Annotated in this window: 26 protein-coding genes and 1 tRNA gene; 11 read left to right on the top strand and 16 right to left on the bottom strand. The window is 71.2% G+C overall.

Annotation, left to right across the window (positions count from 1 at the left end; translation table 11 throughout):
* Nucleotides 1–19: 19 nt before the first annotated feature.
* Nucleotides 20–1054, bottom strand: coding sequence for an MBL fold metallo-hydrolase (locus tag Asera_RS01545; protein ID WP_244843690.1), 1035 nt, complete (start codon nt 1052–1054; stop codon nt 20–22).
* A gap of 102 nt (nt 1055–1156) precedes the next feature.
* Here Asera_RS01545 and Asera_RS01540 point away from each other — a divergent pair, with 102 nt between their 5' ends.
* Nucleotides 1157–1312, top strand: a complete 156-nt coding sequence (locus Asera_RS01540) for a hypothetical protein (protein WP_169745934.1) — start codon at nt 1157–1159, stop codon at nt 1310–1312.
* Nucleotides 1313–1359: 47 nt separating this feature from the next.
* Here the strand turns inward: Asera_RS01540 and mscL are convergent, their stop codons facing one another.
* From mscL to Asera_RS01520, 4 genes are all read right to left on the bottom strand, one after another.
* Nucleotides 1360–1785, bottom strand: a complete 426-nt coding sequence (gene mscL / locus Asera_RS01535; protein WP_030449875.1) for a large conductance mechanosensitive channel protein MscL — start codon at nt 1783–1785, stop codon at nt 1360–1362.
* 55 nt (nt 1786–1840) lie between these two features.
* Nucleotides 1841–2368, bottom strand: coding sequence for an RcpC/CpaB family pilus assembly protein (locus tag Asera_RS01530; protein ID WP_051803098.1), 528 nt, complete (start codon nt 2366–2368; stop codon nt 1841–1843).
* 525 nt (nt 2369–2893) lie between these two features.
* A complete protein-coding gene (locus Asera_RS01525) occupies nt 2894–3292 on the bottom strand; it encodes an FmdB family zinc ribbon protein (protein WP_084132912.1) in 399 nt (132 codons plus the stop codon).
* Nucleotides 3293–3331: 39 nt separating this feature from the next.
* Nucleotides 3332–4000 (bottom strand): 5-formyltetrahydrofolate cyclo-ligase, encoded by a 669-nt coding sequence (locus Asera_RS01520; RefSeq protein ID WP_051803097.1) that lies wholly within the window; start codon nt 3998–4000, stop codon nt 3332–3334.
* A 242-nt stretch (nt 4001–4242) separates the two neighbouring features.
* Here Asera_RS01520 and Asera_RS01515 point away from each other — a divergent pair, with 242 nt between their 5' ends.
* From Asera_RS01515 to Asera_RS01490, 6 genes are all read left to right on the top strand, one after another.
* Nucleotides 4243–6585 (top strand): GGDEF domain-containing protein, encoded by a 2343-nt coding sequence (locus Asera_RS01515; RefSeq protein WP_157035227.1) that lies wholly within the window; start codon nt 4243–4245, stop codon nt 6583–6585.
* A gap of 9 nt (nt 6586–6594) precedes the next feature.
* The gene (locus Asera_RS01510; RefSeq protein WP_030449871.1) at nt 6595–7575 is read left to right on the top strand and encodes a UTP--glucose-1-phosphate uridylyltransferase; all 981 of its coding nucleotides are present in this window, start codon (nt 6595–6597) and stop codon (nt 7573–7575) included.
* A 10-nt stretch (nt 7576–7585) separates the two neighbouring features.
* Nucleotides 7586–8821, top strand: a complete 1236-nt coding sequence (locus tag Asera_RS01505; protein WP_030449870.1) for a molybdopterin molybdotransferase MoeA — start codon at nt 7586–7588, stop codon at nt 8819–8821.
* Nucleotides 8818–9438: a GNAT family N-acetyltransferase gene (locus Asera_RS01500; RefSeq protein WP_030449869.1), complete on the top strand. Its 621-nt coding sequence runs from the start codon at nt 8818–8820 to the stop codon at nt 9436–9438. Before Asera_RS01505 ends, Asera_RS01500 begins: the two co-directional genes overlap by 4 nt.
* 327 nt (nt 9439–9765) lie before the next feature.
* Nucleotides 9766–10698, top strand: a complete 933-nt coding sequence (locus Asera_RS32865; protein ID WP_244843686.1) for a hypothetical protein — start codon at nt 9766–9768, stop codon at nt 10696–10698.
* 55 nt (nt 10699–10753) lie between these two features.
* Nucleotides 10754–10827, top strand: a tRNA-Ala gene (locus Asera_RS01490).
* A gap of 103 nt (nt 10828–10930) precedes the next feature.
* On the opposite strand, the gene Asera_RS01485 is transcribed toward Asera_RS01490, so the two are convergent.
* The 10 genes from Asera_RS01485 to Asera_RS01440 form a co-directional block, all read right to left on the bottom strand.
* A complete protein-coding gene (locus Asera_RS01485) occupies nt 10931–12157 on the bottom strand; it encodes a site-specific integrase (protein ID WP_030449867.1) in 1227 nt (408 codons plus the stop codon).
* On the bottom strand, nt 12154–12351 hold the full coding sequence (locus Asera_RS01480; RefSeq protein WP_030449866.1) for a helix-turn-helix domain-containing protein: 198 nt from the start codon (nt 12349–12351) through the stop codon (nt 12154–12156). The genes Asera_RS01485 and Asera_RS01480 overlap by 4 nt, the downstream gene beginning before the upstream one ends.
* Nucleotides 12348–12635, bottom strand: a complete 288-nt coding sequence (locus Asera_RS01475; RefSeq protein WP_030449865.1) for a hypothetical protein — start codon at nt 12633–12635, stop codon at nt 12348–12350. The genes Asera_RS01480 and Asera_RS01475 overlap by 4 nt, the downstream gene beginning before the upstream one ends.
* Before the next feature lie 118 nt (nt 12636–12753).
* The gene (locus Asera_RS01470) at nt 12754–14319 is read right to left on the bottom strand and encodes a replication initiator (RefSeq protein ID WP_051803095.1); all 1566 of its coding nucleotides are present in this window, start codon (nt 14317–14319) and stop codon (nt 12754–12756) included.
* A gap of 45 nt (nt 14320–14364) precedes the next feature.
* Entirely contained in the window at nt 14365–14544 is a 180-nt protein-coding gene (locus Asera_RS01465) for a hypothetical protein (RefSeq protein ID WP_030449863.1), read from the bottom strand.
* A 42-nt stretch (nt 14545–14586) separates the two neighbouring features.
* Entirely contained in the window at nt 14587–14775 is a 189-nt protein-coding gene (locus tag Asera_RS01460; RefSeq protein WP_157035226.1) for a hypothetical protein, read from the bottom strand.
* A gap of 12 nt (nt 14776–14787) precedes the next feature.
* Nucleotides 14788–15507 carry a DUF2637 domain-containing protein gene (locus Asera_RS01455; protein WP_084132910.1) on the bottom strand — a complete coding sequence of 240 codons (720 nt, stop codon included), beginning with the start codon at nt 15505–15507 and terminating at the stop codon, nt 14788–14790.
* A gap of 3 nt (nt 15508–15510) precedes the next feature.
* Entirely contained in the window at nt 15511–17109 is a 1599-nt protein-coding gene (locus tag Asera_RS01450) for a hypothetical protein (protein WP_051803094.1), read from the bottom strand.
* A 369-nt stretch (nt 17110–17478) separates the two neighbouring features.
* The gene (locus Asera_RS01445) at nt 17479–17706 is read right to left on the bottom strand and encodes a hypothetical protein (protein WP_030449860.1); all 228 of its coding nucleotides are present in this window, start codon (nt 17704–17706) and stop codon (nt 17479–17481) included.
* A gap of 287 nt (nt 17707–17993) precedes the next feature.
* Nucleotides 17994–18431 (bottom strand): hypothetical protein, encoded by a 438-nt coding sequence (locus Asera_RS01440; RefSeq protein WP_030449859.1) that lies wholly within the window; start codon nt 18429–18431, stop codon nt 17994–17996.
* A 250-nt stretch (nt 18432–18681) separates the two neighbouring features.
* Here Asera_RS01440 and Asera_RS01435 point away from each other — a divergent pair, with 250 nt between their 5' ends.
* The 4 genes from Asera_RS01435 to Asera_RS01420 all read left to right on the top strand — a co-directional run bounded on the left by Asera_RS01435 (nt 18682) and on the right by Asera_RS01420 (nt 21422).
* Nucleotides 18682–18885 (top strand): hypothetical protein, encoded by a 204-nt coding sequence (locus tag Asera_RS01435; RefSeq protein ID WP_030449858.1) that lies wholly within the window; start codon nt 18682–18684, stop codon nt 18883–18885.
* A 2-nt stretch (nt 18886–18887) separates the two neighbouring features.
* Nucleotides 18888–19430: a DUF6879 family protein gene (locus tag Asera_RS01430; protein WP_030449857.1), complete on the top strand. Its 543-nt coding sequence runs from the start codon at nt 18888–18890 to the stop codon at nt 19428–19430.
* A 12-nt stretch (nt 19431–19442) separates the two neighbouring features.
* A complete protein-coding gene (locus Asera_RS01425) occupies nt 19443–20360 on the top strand; it encodes a helix-turn-helix domain-containing protein (RefSeq protein ID WP_212804485.1) in 918 nt (305 codons plus the stop codon).
* A gap of 282 nt (nt 20361–20642) precedes the next feature.
* Nucleotides 20643–21422, top strand: a complete 780-nt coding sequence (locus Asera_RS01420) for a transposase (protein WP_212804483.1) — start codon at nt 20643–20645, stop codon at nt 21420–21422.
* Between the two features lie 49 nt (nt 21423–21471).
* On the opposite strand, the gene Asera_RS01415 is transcribed toward Asera_RS01420, so the two are convergent.
* Nucleotides 21472–21738, bottom strand: a complete 267-nt coding sequence (locus Asera_RS01415) for a hypothetical protein (protein ID WP_157034643.1) — start codon at nt 21736–21738, stop codon at nt 21472–21474.
* Nucleotides 21739–21892 lie beyond the last annotated feature (154 nt).

Genomic DNA, 21892 nt, shown 5'->3' with positions numbered 1-21892 from the left:
CCAGCCGGCGGCGCTGGGGTCACGCGGGGGTGAGCCGGCGGGTCTCGCCGATCGCCAGGTCCCACAACCGCTCGCGCGGCAGGCCGGCCGCCGACCAGGCGTCGCGTACCAGCTCCCACGGTTCCAGCACGGGTTCCTTGGTCATCGCGAAAGTGCCCCAGTGCATCGTGGCCATCCGCTCGGCGCCGAGGACACCGAGCGCCCGGACCGCCTCGGCGGGGTCGAGATGCACCGTGCGCAGGAACCAGCGCGGGTGATACGCCCCGATCGGCAGCAACGCCAGGTCGATCCGCGGGTGGCGGCGGGCGATCTCGGCGAAGAAGTCGCCATAGCCGGTGTCGCCGGCGAAGTAGATCCGCGGCCCGTCCGCGGGACCGAGCAGCCAACCGCCCCACAGGCTGCGGCAGCTGTCCGCCGGGCCGCGCCGGCTCCAGTGCTGCGCCGGCACGAAGTCGAACCGTACGTCGTGCAACCGCGCGGACTCCCACCAGTCGAGCTCGGTGACCCGCCGGAAACCGCGGCGGCGGAACCAGTCGCCGAGCCCGGCGGGAACGAACACCGCGGTGTCGCGCGGCAGCCGGCGGATCGTCGGCGCATCCAGGTGGTCGTAGTGGTTGTGGCTGATCACCACCGCATCCACCGGCGTGACGTCGGTCAGTGCCACCCCCGGTGGGACGAACCGGGGCCGGACGCCGGGGATCCGGCGCGACCAGACCGGGTCGGTGAGGACCCGCAACCCGCCGACGTCCAGCACGTACGTGGCGTGCCCGACCCACGTCGCCGCGGTGGTGCCGGCGCGCAGGGGCGGCAGGCCGGTGCGGCGGATCGGGATCCGGTCCACGTCGCCGACCGACGCCAGCGGCCGGCTCGCCCGAACCAGCCGGACGAGTTGCGGCAGCCCGGGCAGCGGGGCGGCGAGCCGGTCGGCGAACGATCTCGGCCAGCGCCGCCGGGGCCCACCGACGGGTACGTCGGTCGACCCCGCGGCGAGGTCCGCGACCCCGGCGCGGTCGTGGCCATCCGATCGGCGGGCGGTGCGTGTCCTGTCGATCACGCTCCCCAGTTTGTCGGTCGATCGGGCCGGCCGGGCCGGATACGCTGGCTGCCGGTGGCTTTCCGCCGGCCCGGGCCGGCGCATTCGGACAGGAGTCGGGCAGTGACGCACAACGGCGACGACCGCGAGGTCGCCCTGGACGAGGAGCTGGACATCCTGCCGGACCAGACCACCGACGACACCGACGCCGGCTGGGGCGAGCGCCCGCAGAGCAACGACGACCGGCTGCTCGCCGAGCGACCGCCGCACTGGGACTGACCCGGCGGCCGGGCCCGGTCGCCGCCGGCCTGGTCGGGCCCGGTCCGCTACCGCATGACCGGGTGGTCCGGGACCGGCGGCACCTCGGCGGTGCAGAACGCGCACCGGCTCGCCGCGGCGGGGATCGTCGACAGGCACTGCGGGCAGTCCCGCTTCGGCGCGTCGACCTTGCTCGGCAGAAACCGCTGCAGCAGCTTGTCGACCGGGATCACGACCAGGAAGTAGACCACCGCGGCGACGATCAGGAACGAGAGCACCGCGTTGACGAAGTTGCCGTAGCGGAACTTGCTGCCGTTCCAGGTGAAGTAGAGCGCGCTGAAGTCCTGCTTGCCGAAGATCGCCGCGATCAACGGTGTGAGCAGGTCAGAGACCAGCGAATTCACCACGGAGGTGAACGCGGCACCGATGATGATGCCGACGGCCAGATCAACCACGTTGCCGCGCAGGACGAAGTCCCGGAAACCCTTGAGCACCGCTCTCGTTCTCCCTCGTGCAGTAGCCGGTGCGGCGCCGGGCCGGGAACCGCGGTCAGCCGGGCCGGAGGGTGAGTCCGATCCGGGCCGACGGCTCCACTCCCGCCACCCGACGCGCCTGTTGTTCTGTCATCGCCAAATAGACCACGGATCCTCCCTCCATGTCCGCCGAATGGCCAGTTGTCCCCCGAAGGACGAGCGCATCGCGGACCAGCACGTCGGCCGGGTCGCCGGGACCGTCGGTCGGGTCGGTGCCGCCCGCGACCGTCAGATCGACCCGGTCGCCCGGATGCACCAGCCCGCCGACCCCGGCGCCGACCACCGGGACCGCAACGCCCACCGACCCGGCCGGGACGCGGCCGCCGGGCCGGGCCGCGCGGCTCGGGCTCGGCGCGGCCCGCGCGGTGCAGCGGTGCTCGTCGGCCGCGGCCCCGCCGCCGGTGGCCAGCACGCCGGCGGCGAGCACCAGCAGCGCGGTGACCGCGGCGGCCCGCAGCAGCCGGGACCGGCGGCGCGCCGACCAGCGGATCGGATCTAGCCGCTCGGCCCTGCGCCGACGCGGCCGGGAACGTGCTGTGCGCACGGCAGCTCCTCGGGTTGGGGACACCGTGGTGTCCGCGACAGGGGGTACGCCGCGAAACGCTAGATCGCGCATCCACCGCGGGCACCGGCCTGTGGACAACCCTGTGGATATCGGTAAGGACCGGCGCCGACCCGTGTTAACCCAGTGGGCCCCGGTCGACGCCCCGACCCGAGCTGCACGCGTCGACCAGCGGCTAGGGGATCGCCGGCACGGCACGGCCGGCAGGTACGGGCGCGCCGACCGAAGGCGGTGGCAGGCAGGAAAGGGCGTCGCGCGCAGGCGCGACGCCCTTGGTGTGCAGTGGTCCGGGCCGATCGCCTGCCGGCGGGGTCGGTCGTCGGAGCCGGTCTCCCGTGCCCTCGTCGGCCGTCTGGGCCGGTCGCCCGTGCCGGGGTCGGCCGTCTGGGCCGGTCGCCCGCGACGTGATCGGACGTCCGGTCCGGTCGCCGCGCCGGCCGCCGAGCGTCAGATGGAAGGCCGCCAGCCGAACTCGCAGCCGGCGCCGCGAGCGACGCCGTGCCGAGCTCAGGCGCTCGCGGCGACCTTGCCGGAGCCGCCGCTGCTCGAACCGCCGGACTTGCTGCTCGACGAACCCGACGAGCCGGACGACGTCGACGAGGTGGTCGACGCGGACGACCCGGAGTCGCCGTTCTTCGCGGAATCGCCGCTCTTGCCCTTGCCGTCCGAGGAGGCCTTGCCGTCCGACGAGCTCGACGACGGGGCCGCGGCCGACGAGGCGGTCGAGGCGGAGCGCGAGTCGGTCCGGTAGAAACCGGAGCCCTTGAACACGACGCCGACGGCCGAGAAGACCTTGCGCAGTCGACCGCCGCAGTTGGGGCACTCGGTGAGCGGGCCGTCGCTGAAGGACTGGACCGCCTCAAGCGTGTGACCGCACTCGGTGCAGACGTACTGGTAGGTGGGCACCCTTTGCCTCCGCTGGCACTCTCTATTTCTGAGTGCTAATCATCCGCCATGACGGGGCCCCTCGTCCACCCGGGGTGGCGGGGTAGACACGCCCGATCCGGTGATCCGGACGAGCCCGTCGCCGGGCGTGACCACCGCGTTGACCGGCCGGTCGTGTGGCTCGGCGGGTAGTTCGTCGACCAGCTCCCCGTCGTACAGCAGGGCGACGACCAGGGCCCGCCGGGGCACCCGGGACAGCGCCCGATCGTACGAGCCGCCGCCCCGGCCGAGCCGGTTGCCGCGCCGGTCGACCGCCAGCGCCGGCACGAACAGCACCGCCGCTCGGGCCGCGGCTCCCGGCCCGAGCTTCGGCCCGGACGGCTCGCACAGCCGCCAGCGGGCCGGTTGCAGGCAGTCCGGCCCGGTGTACTCGGCCCAGTCCAGGTCGAGGTCGGAGCGCAGCACCGGCAGCAGCACCCGGTCGCCCCAGCGGCGCAGCGCCTCCGGCAGTCCGGTGCCGCCCGGCTCCAGATCGGTCGGTACGTAGCCGGTGACGGTGCGGCGGGCGTCCGGCACGGCGGGCCGGCCCACCCGGCGCCCGGTGCGCAGCAACGTCACCACGGCGGCCCGGATCGCGGCGTCGGCCGCGGTACGCCGCCCGGGTGACATGCCCCGGCGCGTCGCGAGCAACCCCTCACGAATGCCCGACTTATCCGAAATTGCGTGCATCTTCGCTGGATCCAACCTTGCCGGGGTAGGGGTACCTGCGCGTGCTGTGACAGCATCGCACTGCGCGTCGTCGGACGGTGCCCGGATCACCGATCGGCGGCCGCCCGCAGGCAGTCCACAATGACGTCGGGTGCCGACCGCTCATGACGAACTGACCTCCCAGAGGTCCGGACCTCAACGGGACCTCTGGGGCCAATCGTGCCGCGCCGGTGCCACCGGGCGGCCGGGGATCGGAGGACGGGGTGACCCTGCGCGCGCGGCTCACCGCGGCGTTCCTCGCCGTCGTACTCGGGCCCGTGCTGATCGGCGCGGTGTTCGTCGGCATCACGGTGTCCGAGGTGAGCAACCGGCGGGCGGTCGAACGGCTGCAGGTCGCCACCACGACCGTCCGGACCACCGTCGACGCCGCCTGCCACGAGCTGCGGTCCGCGGCCCAGATCGCGGCCCGGCTGTACGGCGGGGGCAGCGCCGCCGACCAGGCCAGCGCCGCCCGGGACGGGGTGGCGACCAGGCTCGCGACCGCGGTGCAGATCACCGACGAGCACGGCACCGTCCGGTCCACCGCCGGCCAGCTGATCGGGCCGTCCGCGGACTGCGCCGGGGCGTACCCCGCCGGCACCGAACGGCCGCACTCGCTGGTCGCCCGGGTACGGCTGACCGACCAGACCGGCCGCTCGATCGGCGAGGTGGTGGCCGCGGTACCGGTGGACCGGGCCTTCGTGTCCCGCCTCGGCGCGTCGACCGGGGTGGACGTGACGTTGCTGTCGGCCGGCGATCCGCTGTCCACCGAGACCGCGGTACGGGCCGACGCGATCGCCAGCACCGCCCACGGCCTGCGCGGGGACCAGGTGAAGCCCACCCACGACGGGGTGTTCGTGCGGCTCGCGCCGGTCGGCCCGGAGCAGCCGCTGCGGCTCGCCCTGTCCACCACCCGCTCCGACTCGCAGACCCTGTACGCGGTGCTGATCGGCGTCGTGGTCCTCGCCGGCCTGGTCGCGGTCGGCGCGGCCTGGTGGCTGGCGGACTCCACCACCCGACCGCTGGCCGAGCTCGCCGGCGCCGCCGACCGGGTCGCCGGCGGTGACCTCGCGGCCCGGGTACCGGTGCGCAGCCGGGACGAGGTCGGCCAGCTGGCCAGCACGTTCAACCGGATGACCCGGGAGATGCAGGCGTACGTGCAGGCGCTGACCGCGAGCCGGGACCAGCTGCGCGGCAACCTCGGCATGCTCGGCGACACGCTGTCCAACACGCACGACCTGGACGGCATCCTGTCGGTGATCCTGGAGACGGCGATGGCGGCGACCGGCGCCCAGTCCGGCGTCGTACTGCTGGTCGACGGGCCGGACGGGATGCACCCGAACCAGCTGGTCGCCCGGTGCGCGGACGGCTTCGACGGGCGGCTGCGCTCGCTGTCCTCGATCCACGTCGCCCTCGGCGAGGGGCTGCTCGGCGGTGTTGCGCAGGGCGGCGAACCGCGCCGCGGCCGGGCCGACGGGATCGTGCTGGCGCCGACCGAACCGCGCTGCCGCACCTACATCGCGGTGCCGTTCTCCGGGTCGGCCCGGCCGAGCCCGACCGGTACCGCGGCGGACGGCGACGGCGGGCACGGGCAGTTGCGCGGCGTGCTCGCACTGTACGACCGGCTCGGCCAGGACGACTTCGACGACGCCGACCTGGGCACCCTGCGTACCTTCGCCGGGCAGGCCGCGGTCGCGGTCGACAACGTGCTGCTGCACCGGGAGACCGAGCGGCTGTCGCTGACCGACCCGCTCACCGAGCTGTGGAACTACCGGTACCTGCGGGTCGCGCTGTCCAACGAGGTGGAGCGCGCCACCCGGTTCGACCGTCGGCTGTCCGTACTGGCCATGGACCTGGACCGGTTCAAGGAGGTCAACGACACGTACGGGCACTCGGCCGGAGACGCGGTGCTGGTCGCGTTCGCGCAGCGGATCCGGACGGAGATCCGCGAGATCGACCTGGCCTGCCGGCAGGGCGGCGAGGAGTTCGTCGTGCTGCTGCCGGAAACCGACCGGGGCGGCGCCGCCCACCTGGCCGAACGGATCTGCGCCACGGTGCGTGACCTGCGGGTGCCGATCGCCGCGCCGGACGGCCGCGAGCCGTGGGAGATCCAGGTGAGCGTCTCGATCGGCGTCGCCGTCTACCCCGACCATGGCCGTACCGGGCAGGACGTGCTCGACGCCGCCGACGACGCGCTGTACGCGGCGAAGGCGGCCGGCCGGGACACCTGGCGGCTCGCCGCCGGACCCCGCCGCCGGCCCGGCCGTACCGACGCGGCCGCGCCCGGCGGCACCCCGGCCGCGCCGGACGGCGCGGCGAGCAGCCCCGGCGAGAAGGCCGCGACCGCGGACCCCAGGGCCGGCGAGGTCGCCGCAGGACCCGACCCCGGCACCGACGGGGGCGCCGCAGGCGCCGACGGCAGGGCCAGCAGGGCCGCCGCGGGTACCGACCACGGGGCCGGCGAGGGCGCCGCGGGTACCGACCATCGGGCCGGCGATGCCGCCGCGGGCAGGCCGGGCGGCGCGTCGCATCGGCCGCGAACGCCGAGGCAGACGCGGGGCGGATAGTCTCGGCCCATGCCCGACCATTCGACCACGTCCGACCCGACCGCCGCGCCGGCCGCCGCGGCGAACCCGACGCAGCGCGCCACCAAGGCGGTCATCCCGGCGGCCGGGCTGGCCACCCGCTTCCTGCCGGCCAGCAAGGCGGTGCCCAAGGAACTGTTCCCGGTCGTCGACAAGCCGGCCCTGCAGTACATCGTGGAAGAGGCGGCCGCCGCCGGCATCGGCGACGTCCTGCTGATCACCGGTCGGGGCAAGAGTTCGATGGTCGACCACTTCGATCGGCGGCTCGACCTGGAAGCGGCGCTGGAGGCGAAGGGCGACACCGAGCGGCTGGAGGCGGTCCGCCGGCCCGGCGAGCTGGCCGCGCTGCACTCGTCCCGGCAGCCGGAGCCGCTGGGGCTCGGCCACGCGGTGTCTTGCGCCGAGGACCACGTCGGCGCCGCGCCGTTCGCGGTGCTGCTGGGTGACGACCTGATCGACGAGCGTGACCCGCTGCTGCCGACCATGCTCGACCTGCAGGCGCGTACCGGCGGGGTCGTGCTGGCGCTGCTCGAGGTGCCGTGGTCGGAGGTGCACAAGTACGGGGTCGCCTCGGTCCAGCCGGCCGACGAGAACGTCGACGGCGCCGAGATCGTGCAGGTCACCGGGCTGGTGGAGAAGCCGGCGCGGGCGGACGCGCCGAGCAACCTCATCCTGGTCGGCCGGTACGTGCTGCCCGCGTCGATCTTCGACGCGATCCGACGCACCGAGCCGGACAAGCGCGGTGAGATTCAGCTGACCGACGCGATGGTGCGGCTGCTGAACGAGGGCACCCCGGTACACGGCGTGGTGTTCCGCGGCCGCCGGTACGACACCGGCGACCCCGCCGGCTACCTCAAGGCCGTCGTGCAACTGGCCACCGCCCGCGACGACATCGGCCCCGGCTTCCGCGAGTGGCTCGCCCGGTACGTGGCGGACGGGTTCACCGAGCAGCCGCCGACGAACGGTCAGTGACGGAGGCGCCATGGTGACCGCCACGCTGACCCCGCTCGCGGACTTCCTGCAGCAGGTGCTCGCCGCGATCCGCCCGCTGCCCCCGCTCGACCTGGAACTCACCCAGGCGTACGGGAACGTGTTCGCCGAGGACGTCGTCGCGCCCGGCCCGCTGCCCGCGTTCGACCACGCCGCCATCGACGGGTACGCGGTGCGGCTGGACGACGTGGTCGGCGCCCGCGAGGACCGTCCGGTCCGGCTCAACGTGGTCGGCGACGTGGGCGCCGCCTCCTGGCGTCCGGTACGGGTCAGTTCCGGCTCCTGCCTGTCCGTCGCGGCCGGTGCGCCGATGCCGGCCGCCGCCGACGCGGTGGTACCCACCTCCTGGACCGACGAGGGCATGGCGTCGGTGGAGATCTACGCGAGCCCGAAGCGCGGCCACGGGGTCCGCCGGGCCGGCGAGGAGCTGGCCGCCGGCGCCGTCGTCGCGCAGGCCGGTACCCAGGTCGCCGCGCCGATGGTGGCGCTGCTCGCGGCCGCCGGCGTGGCGCACGTGGTGGTCCGGCCGTGCCCACGGGTGGTGGTCGTGTCGACCGGGGACGAGCTGGTGGAGACCGGCCGGATGTCGGCGCCCGGCCAGGTGGTCGACGTCAACTCGCACGCGCTGACCGCGGCGGCAGTCGAGGCCGGCGCGCTCGCGTACCGGATCGGCATCTGCGACGACGACCCGGAGGGGCTGCGCGCGGTGCTGGAGGACCAGACGCTGCGCAGCGACCTGATCGTGATGACCGGCGGTACCGGGCACGGCCCCGGCGACATGGTCCGGCGGATCTTCGGCCGGGACGGCACCGTCGGTTTCACCGACCTGTCCGTGTACCCGTGTTCCTCGCTCGGATTCGGCACCGTCGGCGTCGAGGAGGTGCCGATCGTCTGCCTGCCGGGCGACCCCGGTACGGCGCTGATCGGGTTCGAGGTGCTGGTCCGGCCGGTGATCCAGCGGCTGGCCGGCGCCGAGCCGGTGTTCCGGCCGTCGATCAAGGCGCACCTGCTGGAGACGCTGTCCTCCCCGGCCGGGCTGCGCGAGTTCCGCCCGGCGCTGGTGTCCGAGCGTCGCGGCGGGGGTTATACGGTGCAGCCGCTGGCGGGCGGGCCGTACACTCTGTCCGGCCTGGCCGACGCGAACGGACTGCTCGTGTTGGGCGAGCGCGTCTCGACCGCGGCGGCCGGCTCCACAGTGGACGTACTGCTGATCGATCGGCGGAGATGAACGCACACCCAGGCTGGCCGGCCGTGCTGCGCGACGGCGATGTGACGCTCCGGCCGTACCAGCGATCCGATGCGGCAGCCTGGGTCGAGGTCAGGCTGGCCAACGAGCAGTGGCTGTCGCCCTGGGAGCCCGACCCGCCGGGCCGCTGGCAGGACGTGCACACCGTCCGCGCGTTCCGGTACGTGCACAAGGATCTGCGATCCTCGGCCGCCGACGGCAGCACCATGCCGTACGCGGTCTGCTACAAGGACCGGTTCGTCGGCCAGCTGACCATCGGCAACATCGTGCGGCGCGCGTTCTGCTCCGGCTACGCCGGCTACTGGGTCGACCACCGGTACGCGGGGCGCAACATCACGCCGATCGCCCTCGCGCTCGCCGTCGACCACGCGTTCGACAAGGGCGGGCTGCACCGGGTCGAGGTCAACATCCGGCCCGAGAACAAGCCGAGCCGCCGGGTGGTGGAGAAGCTCGGCTTCCGCGAGGAGGCCTACCACCACCGGTACCTCTACATCGCCGGCGGCTGGCGCGACCACCTCGGGTACGCGATCACCACCGAGGACGTCGCCACCGACGGTGGCCTGCTCCGCCGCTGGCACCAGCGCAAGAACCCCAGCTGACCCAGCGCCCCGCGCGTCGCCCAGCGCCCCCGCGCGTCGACCCGGGCCCCAGGTGTGTTGATCAAGGGCTGCGTTTGTTGACCATGGGTTCTGTGCGTTGACCTAGGGCTCCCTGCGTTGACCAAGGGCTCCCTGCGTTGACCAAGGGCTCCCTGCGTTGATCAAGGGATGGCGGCACGGCTTCCAGGCACGACGTGTCCGTTTCCCTTGATCAACGCGAGGGGGCGGGCAGGTGCGGCGTTCGGTGTGGCGTCGCGGAAATGTGGCGAGTGAGCCGTAACCTCGGATAACGGCTTGTGATCACGAACCGAGGGGGGTCGTGACGGGGTGCCGACATCGGTGCTCCTCGCCGTGCTGGCGGCGGCAGGCCTGCTCGCTCTCGCACCGGCCTTGGTCCGCCGGTACGACACCACGGAGCGGCAGGTCGCGGAGCGGGAGTGGTCCACGGCGCGGGTGGTGACCCGCCGGCGCCGGCGCTGCACCGTGCCGGGACACCATCCGGTCAACCCGCCGCGCCGTGCCCCCGACACCGCGATCTTCGACGCCACCGTCGCGCACGGTACCGAGGCCCGCACCGCACCGGCCCGGACCGCGGCCAGCGGCCACACGGCGCCCGCCCGGACCGCGTCGGGGGGCCGCACGGCGACCACTCGCACCGGGTCGGGGGCCCGACGGTCCGGCACCGCGCGGCCCGACCGGCGGCAGCACCGAGGCTCCGCCGGCATCCGGCGGCGGCGGCGCGCCTGGCGCCGGCTGCGCCGCAGCCCGTTCGGGCAGCTGCTGCGGGCCCGGCCGATCCTCAGCCGGCCGGCCGCCGAACTCGACCCCGACCAGCGTCGCCGCTGGTGGCGGTACCACCGCCGGCGGATCCTGGTGTTCCTGCTCGCCCTGCTGCTGCTCGAACTGGCCGTCGGCCTGCTGGTACCGGCGTCCTTCGTCGCCGCGGGCGGCACCGTGCTGCTGCTCGGCGCGTACGTGGTGCACCTGCGCAACCGGGCGCTCGGCGAGGCGCGCCACCGGCGCGAGCAGCTGCGCCGGGCGGCCGAGGAGCGGGCCCGCGCGGAACGCGCCGAACGAGCCCGCGCGATCCGCCGCCGCCGCGCCGCCGCGCTCGCCACCGCGCGCCGCGCCGCCGAGACGCAGGAGCGGTTGGCGGCACTCGCCGCGGCCCGCGCCGCCGAGGCCGAACTCGCCGACGGCACGTACGGTGCGCCGTTCCTGCGCGGCCGCCCGTACCAGGCGCGTGCGGCCGGATTCTGACCCGCCGGTATCGGTTGGCGGCCCGGAAAACCCACCTGCTAGGCTGTTGCGCGCTGGGGCTGTGGCGCAGTCTGGTAGCGCACCTCGTTCGCAACGAGGGGGTCAGGGGTTCGAGTCCCCTCAGCTCCACCCCAGGTCAGAGGCGGTTTCCGGATTCCGGAGACCGCCTCTTTCGTGCCGGTACAGCAGCGATGTACAGCAGTGGGAGCCGGCTGGGAGCGAGATCCGGTGGTCAGCACTCCCCGAGGCTCTCGCTCAGCCGCTTGAGCGCATCCCGGGTCTTCTTCGAGGAGACCTGGGTGTAGACCTCCATCGTGATGTCGAAGTCCGCGTGCCGGAGGATCTGCATCGCGACCCGTGGGTGCACGTCGAGATCGGCCAGCAAACTCGCACAGGTTCGCCGAGCGTCGTGCACCTTGATCCGCCGGACCCCCGCAGCCTCGCACCGGGCGTGAAACGACCGATTGAAGTTGCGCGGTTCGATGGGTGTGCCGAGCCGAGTCGTGAAGACGAGACGTGATTCGTGCCACGCATGGCCGGCCGCGCTTTTCGCTCCGTTCTGAGCTTCCTGTCGGAGCTGCAGGGCAGTCGTGCAGATGCTCGGGAAGGGGAGCGTCGCGTCGGAAGCCTCGGTTTTGGTCTCCCGGTGGTACAGACGGCCACGGATCCGCTGAAGCTGGAATGCGACGGACAGCTCCTCGCCGTCCACGTCGACGTCATCCCAGGTGAGCCCAAGCACCTCGCCGCGACGCAGCCCCAGGACGAGCGTCAGCACGTACGCGGCATACAGCGGGTCGCCATCCTGCCGAGCCGATTCGAGAAAGCGACGTGCCTCCTCCGTCGACCACGCCTTCCCCCGCCGCTTGCGGATCGGCGGCAACTTGACCGGCGCCGCCGCATTCTTGCTCAGCAGTTCGTCCGCGTCGCGGGCGTGAGACAGTGCTGACCGGAGGCAGTTGCGCACGTCGCTCAACGTCCGAGCCGAGATGTACTCGCCGCAGCAGCGACCGCGAGCACAGCACCGGCGAAGCTTTGCCGGCCGCCGTTCGTCCTTACCTTGGGCGCAGCACTGGCAGGTCGCGGCAACCTTGTTGATCCACTTCTGCACGTCGCTGACCTTGAGCCGGTCGAGGTGTTTGTCGCCGAGCCCCGGCACGATGTAGAGCCGAGCGAACATCTCGTAGTTCGCGTATGTGGCCGGGGAACGGTTCGGCTCGATCACATCCCGCAGCCAGTACGCCAGATAGCTCGCCACGGTTGGAGTCTTCGTGGCGACCGGGCCTTCCTTGGCCTTCCGCATCAGCTCGATCCACTTGCCGTGGACTTCCTCGCGCTCCCGGCCGTACACGTACTTGCGCTTTCGGAGTCCGTTCGAATCGGTGACCCAGACGTACGCGGCGTACCCACCCTTGTACGGGTAGATCGAACCCTCGCCGTTGGCCCGAGCCTTGCCGCTCACCGGTACGCCTCCTCAGCGCAGCGCTGGACGTACTCGTCAACCCACTCGGGCAAGATCCGGCGGTATTTCCCGTCCTTGATCGACCGAATCCGGCCCGTGGCGATCAGGGTCTTGGTCTTCGACATGCCGTAGTGCAGCAGCGTGGCTACCTCCTTCGGGGTGTGCCAGCGCGGGGTGATGGCGGTGTCCGTCATTCCTGCTCCTTGGACTGAGGGGTGAGGTAGGCGCGAACCTGCCCGGGGGTGCGGGCGCGGCGCGCGGTGAGTTCGTAACGGTCGCCAGTGGCCACGACGACCAGGGCGACGAAGGTCGAGACGTCTTCGGGCGTGCCGATGAGCCGGATGGAGAGCCGCCGTGGTGCGGCCGGCGTCTGGTTGGCCAGGAAGTCAGACAGCGTGGCCTGTGCCTTGGCGGCCGCAGCGTGGACCGCCGGGATGTGCGGGTCGAGGTTGAAGAGCGTGGGTTGAGTGGTGGCCATGATTGGCCTCCTTTCGTGACGGTGCGCGACGTGGCGCAGCTGTGTTTTGTCGACGGTGCGTGACCGTTGCGTCGTGTCCTCTGTGGAGTTGTCAAGATGCGAGTGCAGCGCCTCAGGTTCAGACGGCGGGGGAAGCGGCGACGGCAGCGGGTCGGCGTGACCGAGCGGCGTCGGCGGCGGCCCTGGCGAGTGCCTCGTCGGCGGTGGTCAGCCAGCCGGTACCGACGAAGTGCCAGTCGTTGATGACCAGCGTCGTGTCGGTGTCGTGCTGCTCGGCGTCGAGCTGGGTGGGATCGATCGCGGTCGGGCCGGCGGTCTGTACCCGGTTCTCCGGTCGGCGGGCGGCCCGCAGCGCGCCGAGCGTGGTGGAGTAGCGGCGCGACTTGGTAGAGAAGTGGCCGCCGAAGCCGAGCATGTGCGCCCAGTGCCGCAGCCCGCTGTACGGGTGCGCGAGGTCGGGGCGCAGTGACCGGGCCGGGCGACCGAGCCGCCAGCAGGCAGCGACGAGCCGGCCGACGTGGGTGTCGCGGTCGGCCCAGATGCCCACGGTGGACTCGCGCAGCCGACGGGCATTGATGCCGGCGTCCTCAGCGCCCTTGGTGGCGTACTTGGCGATGTACCCGGCGACGTGTTGCTCGGTGAGCTGGGCGTCGGACAGACCACGCCGAACGACGCGGACGTCTACGTGCCGACCTCGGCCACCGTCACCCCACACGATCGGCCACCCGTCCGGGCGGTCGGGGTGCGATGGCGCCTGCAGGCCGGTCGTGGCGGCGGCGGTGCGCAGCCCGGCGGCCAAGTCGTCGGCGTCGACGAGCCAGCGACCGGACGGGTCGCGTGGCGGGGGCAGGATCGAGTCCGGATCGTCGCTGTCGTAGCCATCGAGCCGGAACAGCGCGTGCAGGTGAACCACGCCGCGACGTTGGTACTCGGCGACCTTGGCGTACCGGACACGCAGGGTGCGGGTGTTGCCGAGTTGGCGGCGCAGCGCGGTCATGGTGCGGTCCCACAGCTTCGGTACCAGGTGGTTCCAGACGACCTGGTGGTCGTGGTCGTAGCAGTCCAGGCAGAACGGGGTCCCGACCATCGGGTCGCCGGGTGCGTGCATGCGGGTGCACCACAGTCGGCGGCCGTGCGAGCAGCGCGGCCGGTCGTGGCGGGGACGGCAGCGGTAGCCGGCGGCGCCGGCGTGGGCGGGGCCGGAGTGCACCGGGCCGAAGCCGGGCGCGGTGAAGGTCGCGAACACCGCCGGGTGTTCGGTGACGGTCTCTGGGACTTCCTTGCCGCCGCGCAGCCCGGCGGCGATCAGGTGGTACGTGTCGTACCGGTAGGTGTGCGCGCAGGCAGGGCAGACAGTGGCGCGACGGTTCTTGCACGCCGCGTATAGCACGCCATCGGGCAGCGTGGTCGACGAAAACACCGACAGCACTTGCCCGGTAGCCCGGTCGATGGTGGTCGACGAGCCGGACAGTCGGACGGGGCGGGTGCATCCCTGAACGTGGGCCGCCTGATCGAGCCACGCACCAAACGACGGGTCCGTGATCCGGTCGGACAGACCACGAGCGTCCCCGTTGGCCAACAGGTCGGGGTCAAGTGACAGGCCGGTGAAGTCGGACAGCAGGCCCGCCACGACCGACGCCGAACGCGCGGTGTCTTCATGGACGGGGAGCGTGGTGACGGTCATGACGGGCCTCCTTTCCGAGTCAGTCCCTGACGGGTTCGGGAGCGGTCAGCGGGCGCGGCGGTTGGTGTTCGTTTCGCGGTCCCAGAACGCCGCGCACTCATCACAAACCCGGTCGCCGTCGCGGGTGGTGGTGGCGTAGTAGGTGGAGCAGGCTTGGCAGCACTCTTTGGAGTCCAGCCAGGCGTCGCGGTCCTTGGCGTCCCAGAACAGACGTTCGCGCTTCATCGGGTACTCCTGTCTCTGTGGTTGGCGGTCTACTGAGGACGGTCAGCGGTGGGCGCGGCGGACCGGGAGTCGGGAGCGGTCGGACTCCGGTACGCCGTCCGCGCAGTCGGCGCACTCGTCGATCCAGCGGCCGGCGTTGTAACCGGACCGGATCCCGATCGAGGACAGGGACCACATGCGCGCGCCGCAGGTGGTGCAGTGCCGGGGCGGCGGGGAGGTCGTGGTAGCCATCGAGGTCTCCTTTCAGACGGCGGCGCGGTGGCCGTTGTGCGGGGCGCCGGTCAGCTCGACGAGGAGTCGGTCGGCTTGCCCGGCCGTGATGCCGAGCGCGGCGCGTAGCCCATCGCGGTCGACCGTGCGGCCCGCCTTGGCGTAGTCGGCGGCAACGGCCTGAGCGCGGCCGAGCAGTCCGACTGGCAGCGGGGGCAGCGGGACCGTTCGAGCGACCGGAACGACCGGCGCGGGAGCAATCGCTTCGGCCGGGACCGGCGCCGACTCGACAGGACCCGACGGCACGTTGTCCTGTTGTGGCGGAACGGTTTCCGTCTCGGATGCGACCCGTGCGGCGGACGCCGGGCGGGAGAGGAGCATCTTGACCAGGACCAGGAAGGCGGCAGCGGGAAGTCCGGCCATCACCCAGCCCCAGAACGAGAACTCCGCACCGGCGACCTGTGCCGACAGCGACAGCAGGGCAGCCGCGCCGATCGCAGCGCCCACGAACCGGCCAGATGCCGTACCGGACCGGCGACGGCGCCGGATCTCCAAGCCGAGCGCAATCGACATCAGCTCGAGCACGATCGCGTCGGCCCAGCCGATCCACTCGGGCTGACCGTGCTTGACGGCCAGGTCGTGAACGTGGGTGAAGGAGGCGGCGCCGGCCGTGCAACCGATCACCAGCAGAATCGCGACCTGCATACGTGACTCGGCGCTGCCCGCAGGCCGTTCGGTGTCGGTCGACGCCATGGCTCAGCCCTCCTGCTCGGTGTCGTCGGTGGCGGGAGTCGGTACCGGGTCGCGGCGTGGCTTGAACCGCACGGTGGTCATGGACAGGTCCGAGATGGTCTCGTCGTCGATCCAGGCCCACTTGACCCGGCGCGGTAGCGCACCCTCAGCCAGCAGCCACGACACACCCCGATTCGCGAGATCGATGTCGGTTGCCGAGTAGCCCTGCCTCGCCCAGCCCTCGCCGAGGATCACGTCGGAGGAGGCGAGGGTGGTGGTGCGGTAGGCGGTACGCATGCTGAACAGGTCCCGCAGCGAGGTCGGTACCACGTCGGAGGTCGGCCGCTGGGTCGCGAACACCGGGATGATCCCGGCCGCCCGGAAGCGGGACACGATGTCGCGGGCCGCCTTGGCGAACGGGCCGTTCGTGGTGCCGATCACCGAGGTGTGGTACGCCAACTCGTCGATGAACAGCACCCACAGCGGGATGCCCTCGCCCTCGGCAATCTCCCGAGTGAGCTTGCGCTGCACACCGGGCAACTTCTCCAACAGAGCGAGCCGCCGGTCGCCTTCGGCCCGAACCATGTTCAGCACCTCGAGCGCGTCGTCGGGGTCCGCGTAGGCGTAGGCAGTAGCGCGGTCGGCCCACGGGGCGAACTGGACCCGGTTGGGGTCGATGAACAGCAGCTCGGCATCCGGGGACTTCGCGGCGTGGCAGGTGATGACCTGCTCGCCCGACGACTTCCCGGAGCCCGGCTCCCCGGCCAGGAAGATCTGGCGCTCGGCCATCGACAGGCGCACCGGGTCGCCGTTCTCGTCCATGCCGATGTGCACCGGGTCCCACATCGACAGCGCGTCGTGACCCAGGCCGTCCCAACGGATCGCGGAAGTGGCGGCCAGCGGGTCACGGCGCACCACGTCGACGGTGACCAGATCCGACCGGTTGGGGTCCCGTACGATGCGCACGTCACGGGACTTGGCGGCGGCCCGCAGTTCCTCGGCGCGGGTATCGAGCAGCTCGGCGGACTGGCCCGGCTTGCACACCAGCGTCATGCGCTCCCCGACTGGGGTGGTGCGCACCTTGCGGATGCGGGGCAGCTTGCCGGCGTTGTTCTCGAACCGGACGCCGGTCAGCCCGTCGCGCATCTGCCGTACGACCCGGGCACGGGCGCGCATCCCCGCCGCCCACAGCAGCACCCGGCCCGCCCGATGACGGCGCAGCACCGTCCGCAGACCCACGAGCAACGCATGCGCGGCAGCGATCCGCAGCAGTGCGCGACCAATCGGGTTACCGGCGAGCCGACCGGCACGCTTCCCGATCGTGGGAGCCGCCTTACCCACGGCCGCGTAGACCAGCCGCAGCACCAGCAACGCGGCGAGGATCGAACCGAGAATCTTGGCGGCGAGCAGCGGGGATCCGAGCCAGTGCCAGAGTTTCAGCCACACCCAGACACCGGCGCCTGTCAGCAGCAACTCGACGCGGAACAGGTACGCCGTGCGGAAGAGCCGGCCGATCCCGCGGCCCAGCGCGGCAACGAACTCGATCGTGGCTGCAGCACGCGGGAACAGCCGCTCAGCCGCAGTGCCCTGCCGCTCCGTGACGGTCTGGTTTCTGCCGCTCATGACGCCCTCCGAGAACCACGCCGGTCCTGGTCAACCACCCAGGCCGGATCCACCGCGAACAGCCCGTCCTGACTTGCGCACGACGGACAGAGCCCGTCCTCTGACAGCGCCGTGGGCGCCTCAGCGACCCCGCACTGACCGCACCGGCGGTTCTTGACCCGAGCCGGCGCCTTGACATGCGATGAGCGCTTCACCGTCGACCACCGCCCGACGAACCGGCCCGCCTGCCACTGTCCGAACTGGACAGAGCGACGAACTCGTCGGCATGCTCGGCGTACCAACGGCGTGCCTGCTCGGCACTGGCCTCCGAGCCCGGGGCGGTACGCAGCAGATCGCGCACAGCCCTGTCGTGCAACCGATCCCGGCGCATCAGCGATCACCGCCCCGAAGGCGCGCAGCCTCGCCACGAGCGCGACGCGCCATCTCGGCAGCCTCGGCCGCATCTGCGCCCAGTTCGTTCGGCTCGGCCGCGATCCGCTCCGAGACTCGCGCCTTGAGGTCGTAGAACGCGGCGCGTTCTTCAGCCGAGGCACCAGGCTTGGGGATCGAAGCGATCAGTTCGTCGATGTCCCGCGAGATAGACCGGCGCCTCCCCATCAGCGATCACCACCGATGCGCGACCGAATGACGCCCTTGGTGGTGGACGACACCGACCAGGCGTCGACCGACCATGCGCACTCGTCGCACAGCCAGGCGCCCGGCGGAAGCGCCGAAAACGACCCGCAGTTGGCGCAGTAGTCCCAGAACGACCGGTCCTCAGCCCGATTCCGGGCACGGGTTACCGTGGGCATGACAGCCCGACCTCCCTCGTGAGGTGTGGGGTGTTGGAAGGCGCGGGACGGGCGATCGTTCTTGGCGGAAGGGACGCCCGTCCCGCGTCGGCTTTACTTGACCGGCGACAGCGGCTTCTCGCCGCTCTTGCTCGCCACCTGCGCAGCGGTCATCGGCGCGACCATCTCCCGCGCCTTCAGCGACCACGCAACCTTGTAGCGGCCCTGCATGACCTCGGTGACATACGCCCGCGCGGTCATCCCGACGAACTCCACGGGCCGGATCGACTCGAACCCCGGCAGCCCCGGCGGAGGAACCGGCTGCACCTCCGACAGGATCTTGACCTTTACCGACTTCGACGGACCCTTCACTGACGGATCCGCGTCCATCACGGTCACCTGCCACACCGGCAGGCCGGTGTCCTTGTCGATCTCTTGCCGGCCCGTCGACTTGCCGCCCTCGAACTGCATCACCTGCTCGACGTCGGTCGTCACCGCCGCGCCATGCGCGAACACCAACGAGAAGTCGATCGGCAGCGCGTCCCTGATCATTCGTCTCACTCCTGTCATCACGCCCGAACCGCCTGAGTCCGGGAACAGGAGCAATACTGCGTCGATCGCTCGCTCGCGTCAAGCAATTGCTAGAAATTTCTAGTACGATGGAGCCTGCCAGGTTCCAATACCGCAGGTCACGCCCCGGTTGCTTCACAGCGCCGGGGCGATTGCGTGCTCGTGCTCGACATGCGACCATCGGTGGGTCAGGAGCAAGTACCTTCGCGAATCGGACAGAGGGTGACCGCAGATGAGGGACCTGGAATTCCTCTGGAAGGACGTTCACTCGGGCGGCGGTGGGTGCCCCGCGCTCTACCGCACCGAAGGCGGCTACGTCGTCCAGGGCGTCAAGCTTGACGACGAGACTCGGCAGCAGCTTCGGCAGCTCGCCGACAACGAGGACGGCGTGTTCGTACCGGCCAACGTCCTCGACAGGCTGCGGGAGCTGGGTTAGTCATGCGCCCGCTCACCGATGAAGACTTCGCCCGGGCGTTGGCGACGTTCAGCCACACCGCGTTTCGGCTCGAGCTTCAGCCCGTCTACTCCGAGCCGAGCGAGCATGACACCGTGGCGAAGTTCGTCAGCGGCGAGCCTGAGGTACCGACCGAGGTCGAGGGGCTCCGGCAGTGGTTCGCTCAGATCTCTGAGCAGACGGCGGCCGGCAAGCACATCGAACGGGTACGCGTTCAGGAAGACCCCCCGACCGACTACCAGCGCTGGGAGCGCTGGATCGGTGCGTGGAATATCAAGGCTGGCGAGACGCTTCGCTACATGACGAGGGCCACCGCGCATGAGGTGGGGCTCTTGCCAGCCGCCGGGGACCGCGATTGGTGGTTGCTCGACTCGGATCGGCTCCTCGTCATGTACTTCGACGAGGCCGGACACCGGATCCGCAACGAGCTGATCACGGACCCCGAGGCTGTCGTACAGGCGTGCGCGTGGCGGGACCTGGCAGTCCACTACAGCGTTCCGGATCAGGTCCGGGACATCGCCGCCTGAGGAGCACAGCACGTGACACCGATCGAAGAACTACTGACACAGCCCGGGGGTCTGAGCGACCGCCTGCGTGCACTTCGTACGCAGGCGGGGCTCAGCGGCAAGGAACTCGCCGAAGCCTGCGGCTGGCAGCCGTCGCGCGTCTCGAAGATCGAGAACGGCAAGCAGATGCCCACGGCAGAAGACATCGATACCTGGGCCGAGATCTGCCACGCCGACGATGAGACGCGTGAACATCTACTGCGCGCGTTGATCGAGGCACAGACCGACCACCGCGACTTCAAGCGGCGGATGCGCCGAGGTCAGGCGGCAGTCCAGAAGAGCTACAACGAGCTCGTTCGTGACTCCAAGGTCATCGGGCACTTCGAGACGGCCTGGATCCCGGGCCTGGTCCAGACCCCTGACTACGCGCGCCGAGCCTTCACCGAGATGACCGAGCTGCACGAGCTCGACGTCAACGACGTCGACCAGGCCGTCGCGATGCGCATGCAGCGGCAGCAGATGATCTACGACAGCTCGAAGCGGTTCGAGTTCCTGCTCGCTGAGCCTGTGCTGCGCTGGGTTCTCGGCCCGGCCAGCGTGCACCGTGGCCAGCTCGATCGGTTGCAGACCATCATCGGCATGCCGAACATCCGGTTCGGCGTAGTCCCGATGGGCGTACCGCTGCCGACCGTGCCGCAGAACTCGTTCCAGATCTACGACGATGTGGTGATCGTCGAGACGTTCCTCGGTGAGACCACCTACCGCGACCAGGACGCGCAGCTCTACATCCGAGTCATGGAGCGGCTGTGGCAGGAAGCAGCGACCGGCGAGGACGCCCGCGCGCTGGTCCTCCGGGCCGTCAACGACCTGCCCCCGATGACGAGGCGCAGCGATGACCTGCGCGCGCTGCGGTGCGACGAACGCGACCAGGTGTGCCGACCCGCTGCTTGAGTCCACGGGGCGAGTTACCGTCGAGGTCGCACTCTGCCCGGCCTGCTACGAGGAGCGCTCCACCGGAGCGAGCCTCAGCCCGCAACGAAGCCGCTCAGAGACCCATCGCTCGCCGTACGGCTGTTGAACGGCGCTGGGCTCCTCGGAAGGCCGTGACTGAAGCCGGTCGTCAGTCCCCGACGAAGACCAACTGCCGGTGATGAGGTCGGCCGCGGGCAGGGCGTAGCAGCTCGGCTAAAGGTTGTCCCGTAATCGTTGGTCCGCTCGGTCGTTGACCTTGGTGTGGAGCAGACGATCAGGTCCGATCAGCCGCAGTGGATCCCGGTGTTCACCGGCCTGTCAGCCCGGCAGTTCGGCAAGCTGGTGGCCATCGTGGCTGGTCGCGGCGGACAGCAGACCGGCGCTGGCCGCCGGTGGGGGCTCCCGCTGGCCGACCGGGTGCTGTTGGTGGCCACCTACTACCGCACCAACCTGACCCTGCGGCAGATCGCGCCGCTGTTCGGAGTATCGAAGTCGGCCGCCGGGCGCATCGTCGATCACCTGGCCCCACACCTGGTACTGGAGCCCCAGAGCCGCCGGCACCGACCCGACACGGTCCTGATCGTGGACGGCACGCTGGCGCCCACCCACGACCGGAACATGTCGGCCCGGTCGAAGAACTACCGGTACTCCACCAACCTGCAAGTGGCCATCGACGCCAACACCCGCCTGACCGTCGCGGTCGGAGATCCGTTGCCCGGCAACCGCAACGACTGCCGCGCCTACACCGACTCCGGCGTCGACCAACAGTGCGCCGGCGCGGCGGTAATGGCCGACGGCGGCTACCAGGGCAACCCGGAGGTAATCATGCCCTACCGCAAGCCGCGCGAGGGTGAACCGCCGCTGCCGCAGTGGAAACAGGACCTCAACACCGTCCACCGCCGTATCCGCGCCCGCGTCGAGCACTGCTTCGCCCACATGAAGTCCTGGAAGATCCTCCGCGACTGCCGCCGCAAACAACGAGGCGTCTGGTACGCCGCCGCCGGTATCGCGTTGATGCGCAACCTGACCATGGTCGTATGACCGGCCCGACGCGGCCGTGAAGTCCTTCCGCGTCAACCCATCAAGATCATTACGGGACAACCTTTAGTTGCCGAACGGCTTCAGCAGCGGCGGCGACCTCGTTGGCGGCTGCTGCGACGCCTTCCAGCTCCCGAATCAGCGTCATCGACTGGCGCGAGTTGAAAAACGTGTTGTCGTACTTGTCGACGCCGGCTAGCAGCGGGTACCGAGCCGGGCTCCTGGCGGCGACCGCGCACAGTTGATTCACGTCCACCGGCGCTTTCAGCTTTGCAACCACCGCACCGCTGTACTCGATAACGCGCACGCCGATGCCCACCGCGGCATCATGCCAGCCAGCGCCGGCCGCGGGCCGCATCAGCCCCACTTGTCTTGACTCAGATGATGCTTGACGGATCTGTGTCTAGTGACGGTTGACGGCGGGCCTAGTCTGATGTGGCTTGGGCGAGGCGGGCGGCCGGGGAGGCAAGGCG

The organism is Actinocatenispora sera, from assembly GCF_018324685.1.
Classification (GTDB): Bacteria; Actinomycetota; Actinomycetes; order Mycobacteriales; family Micromonosporaceae; genus Actinocatenispora; species Actinocatenispora sera.
Note: the sequence above shows the minus strand (reverse complement) of the source record. Positions and strands in the feature narration are given on the sequence as shown.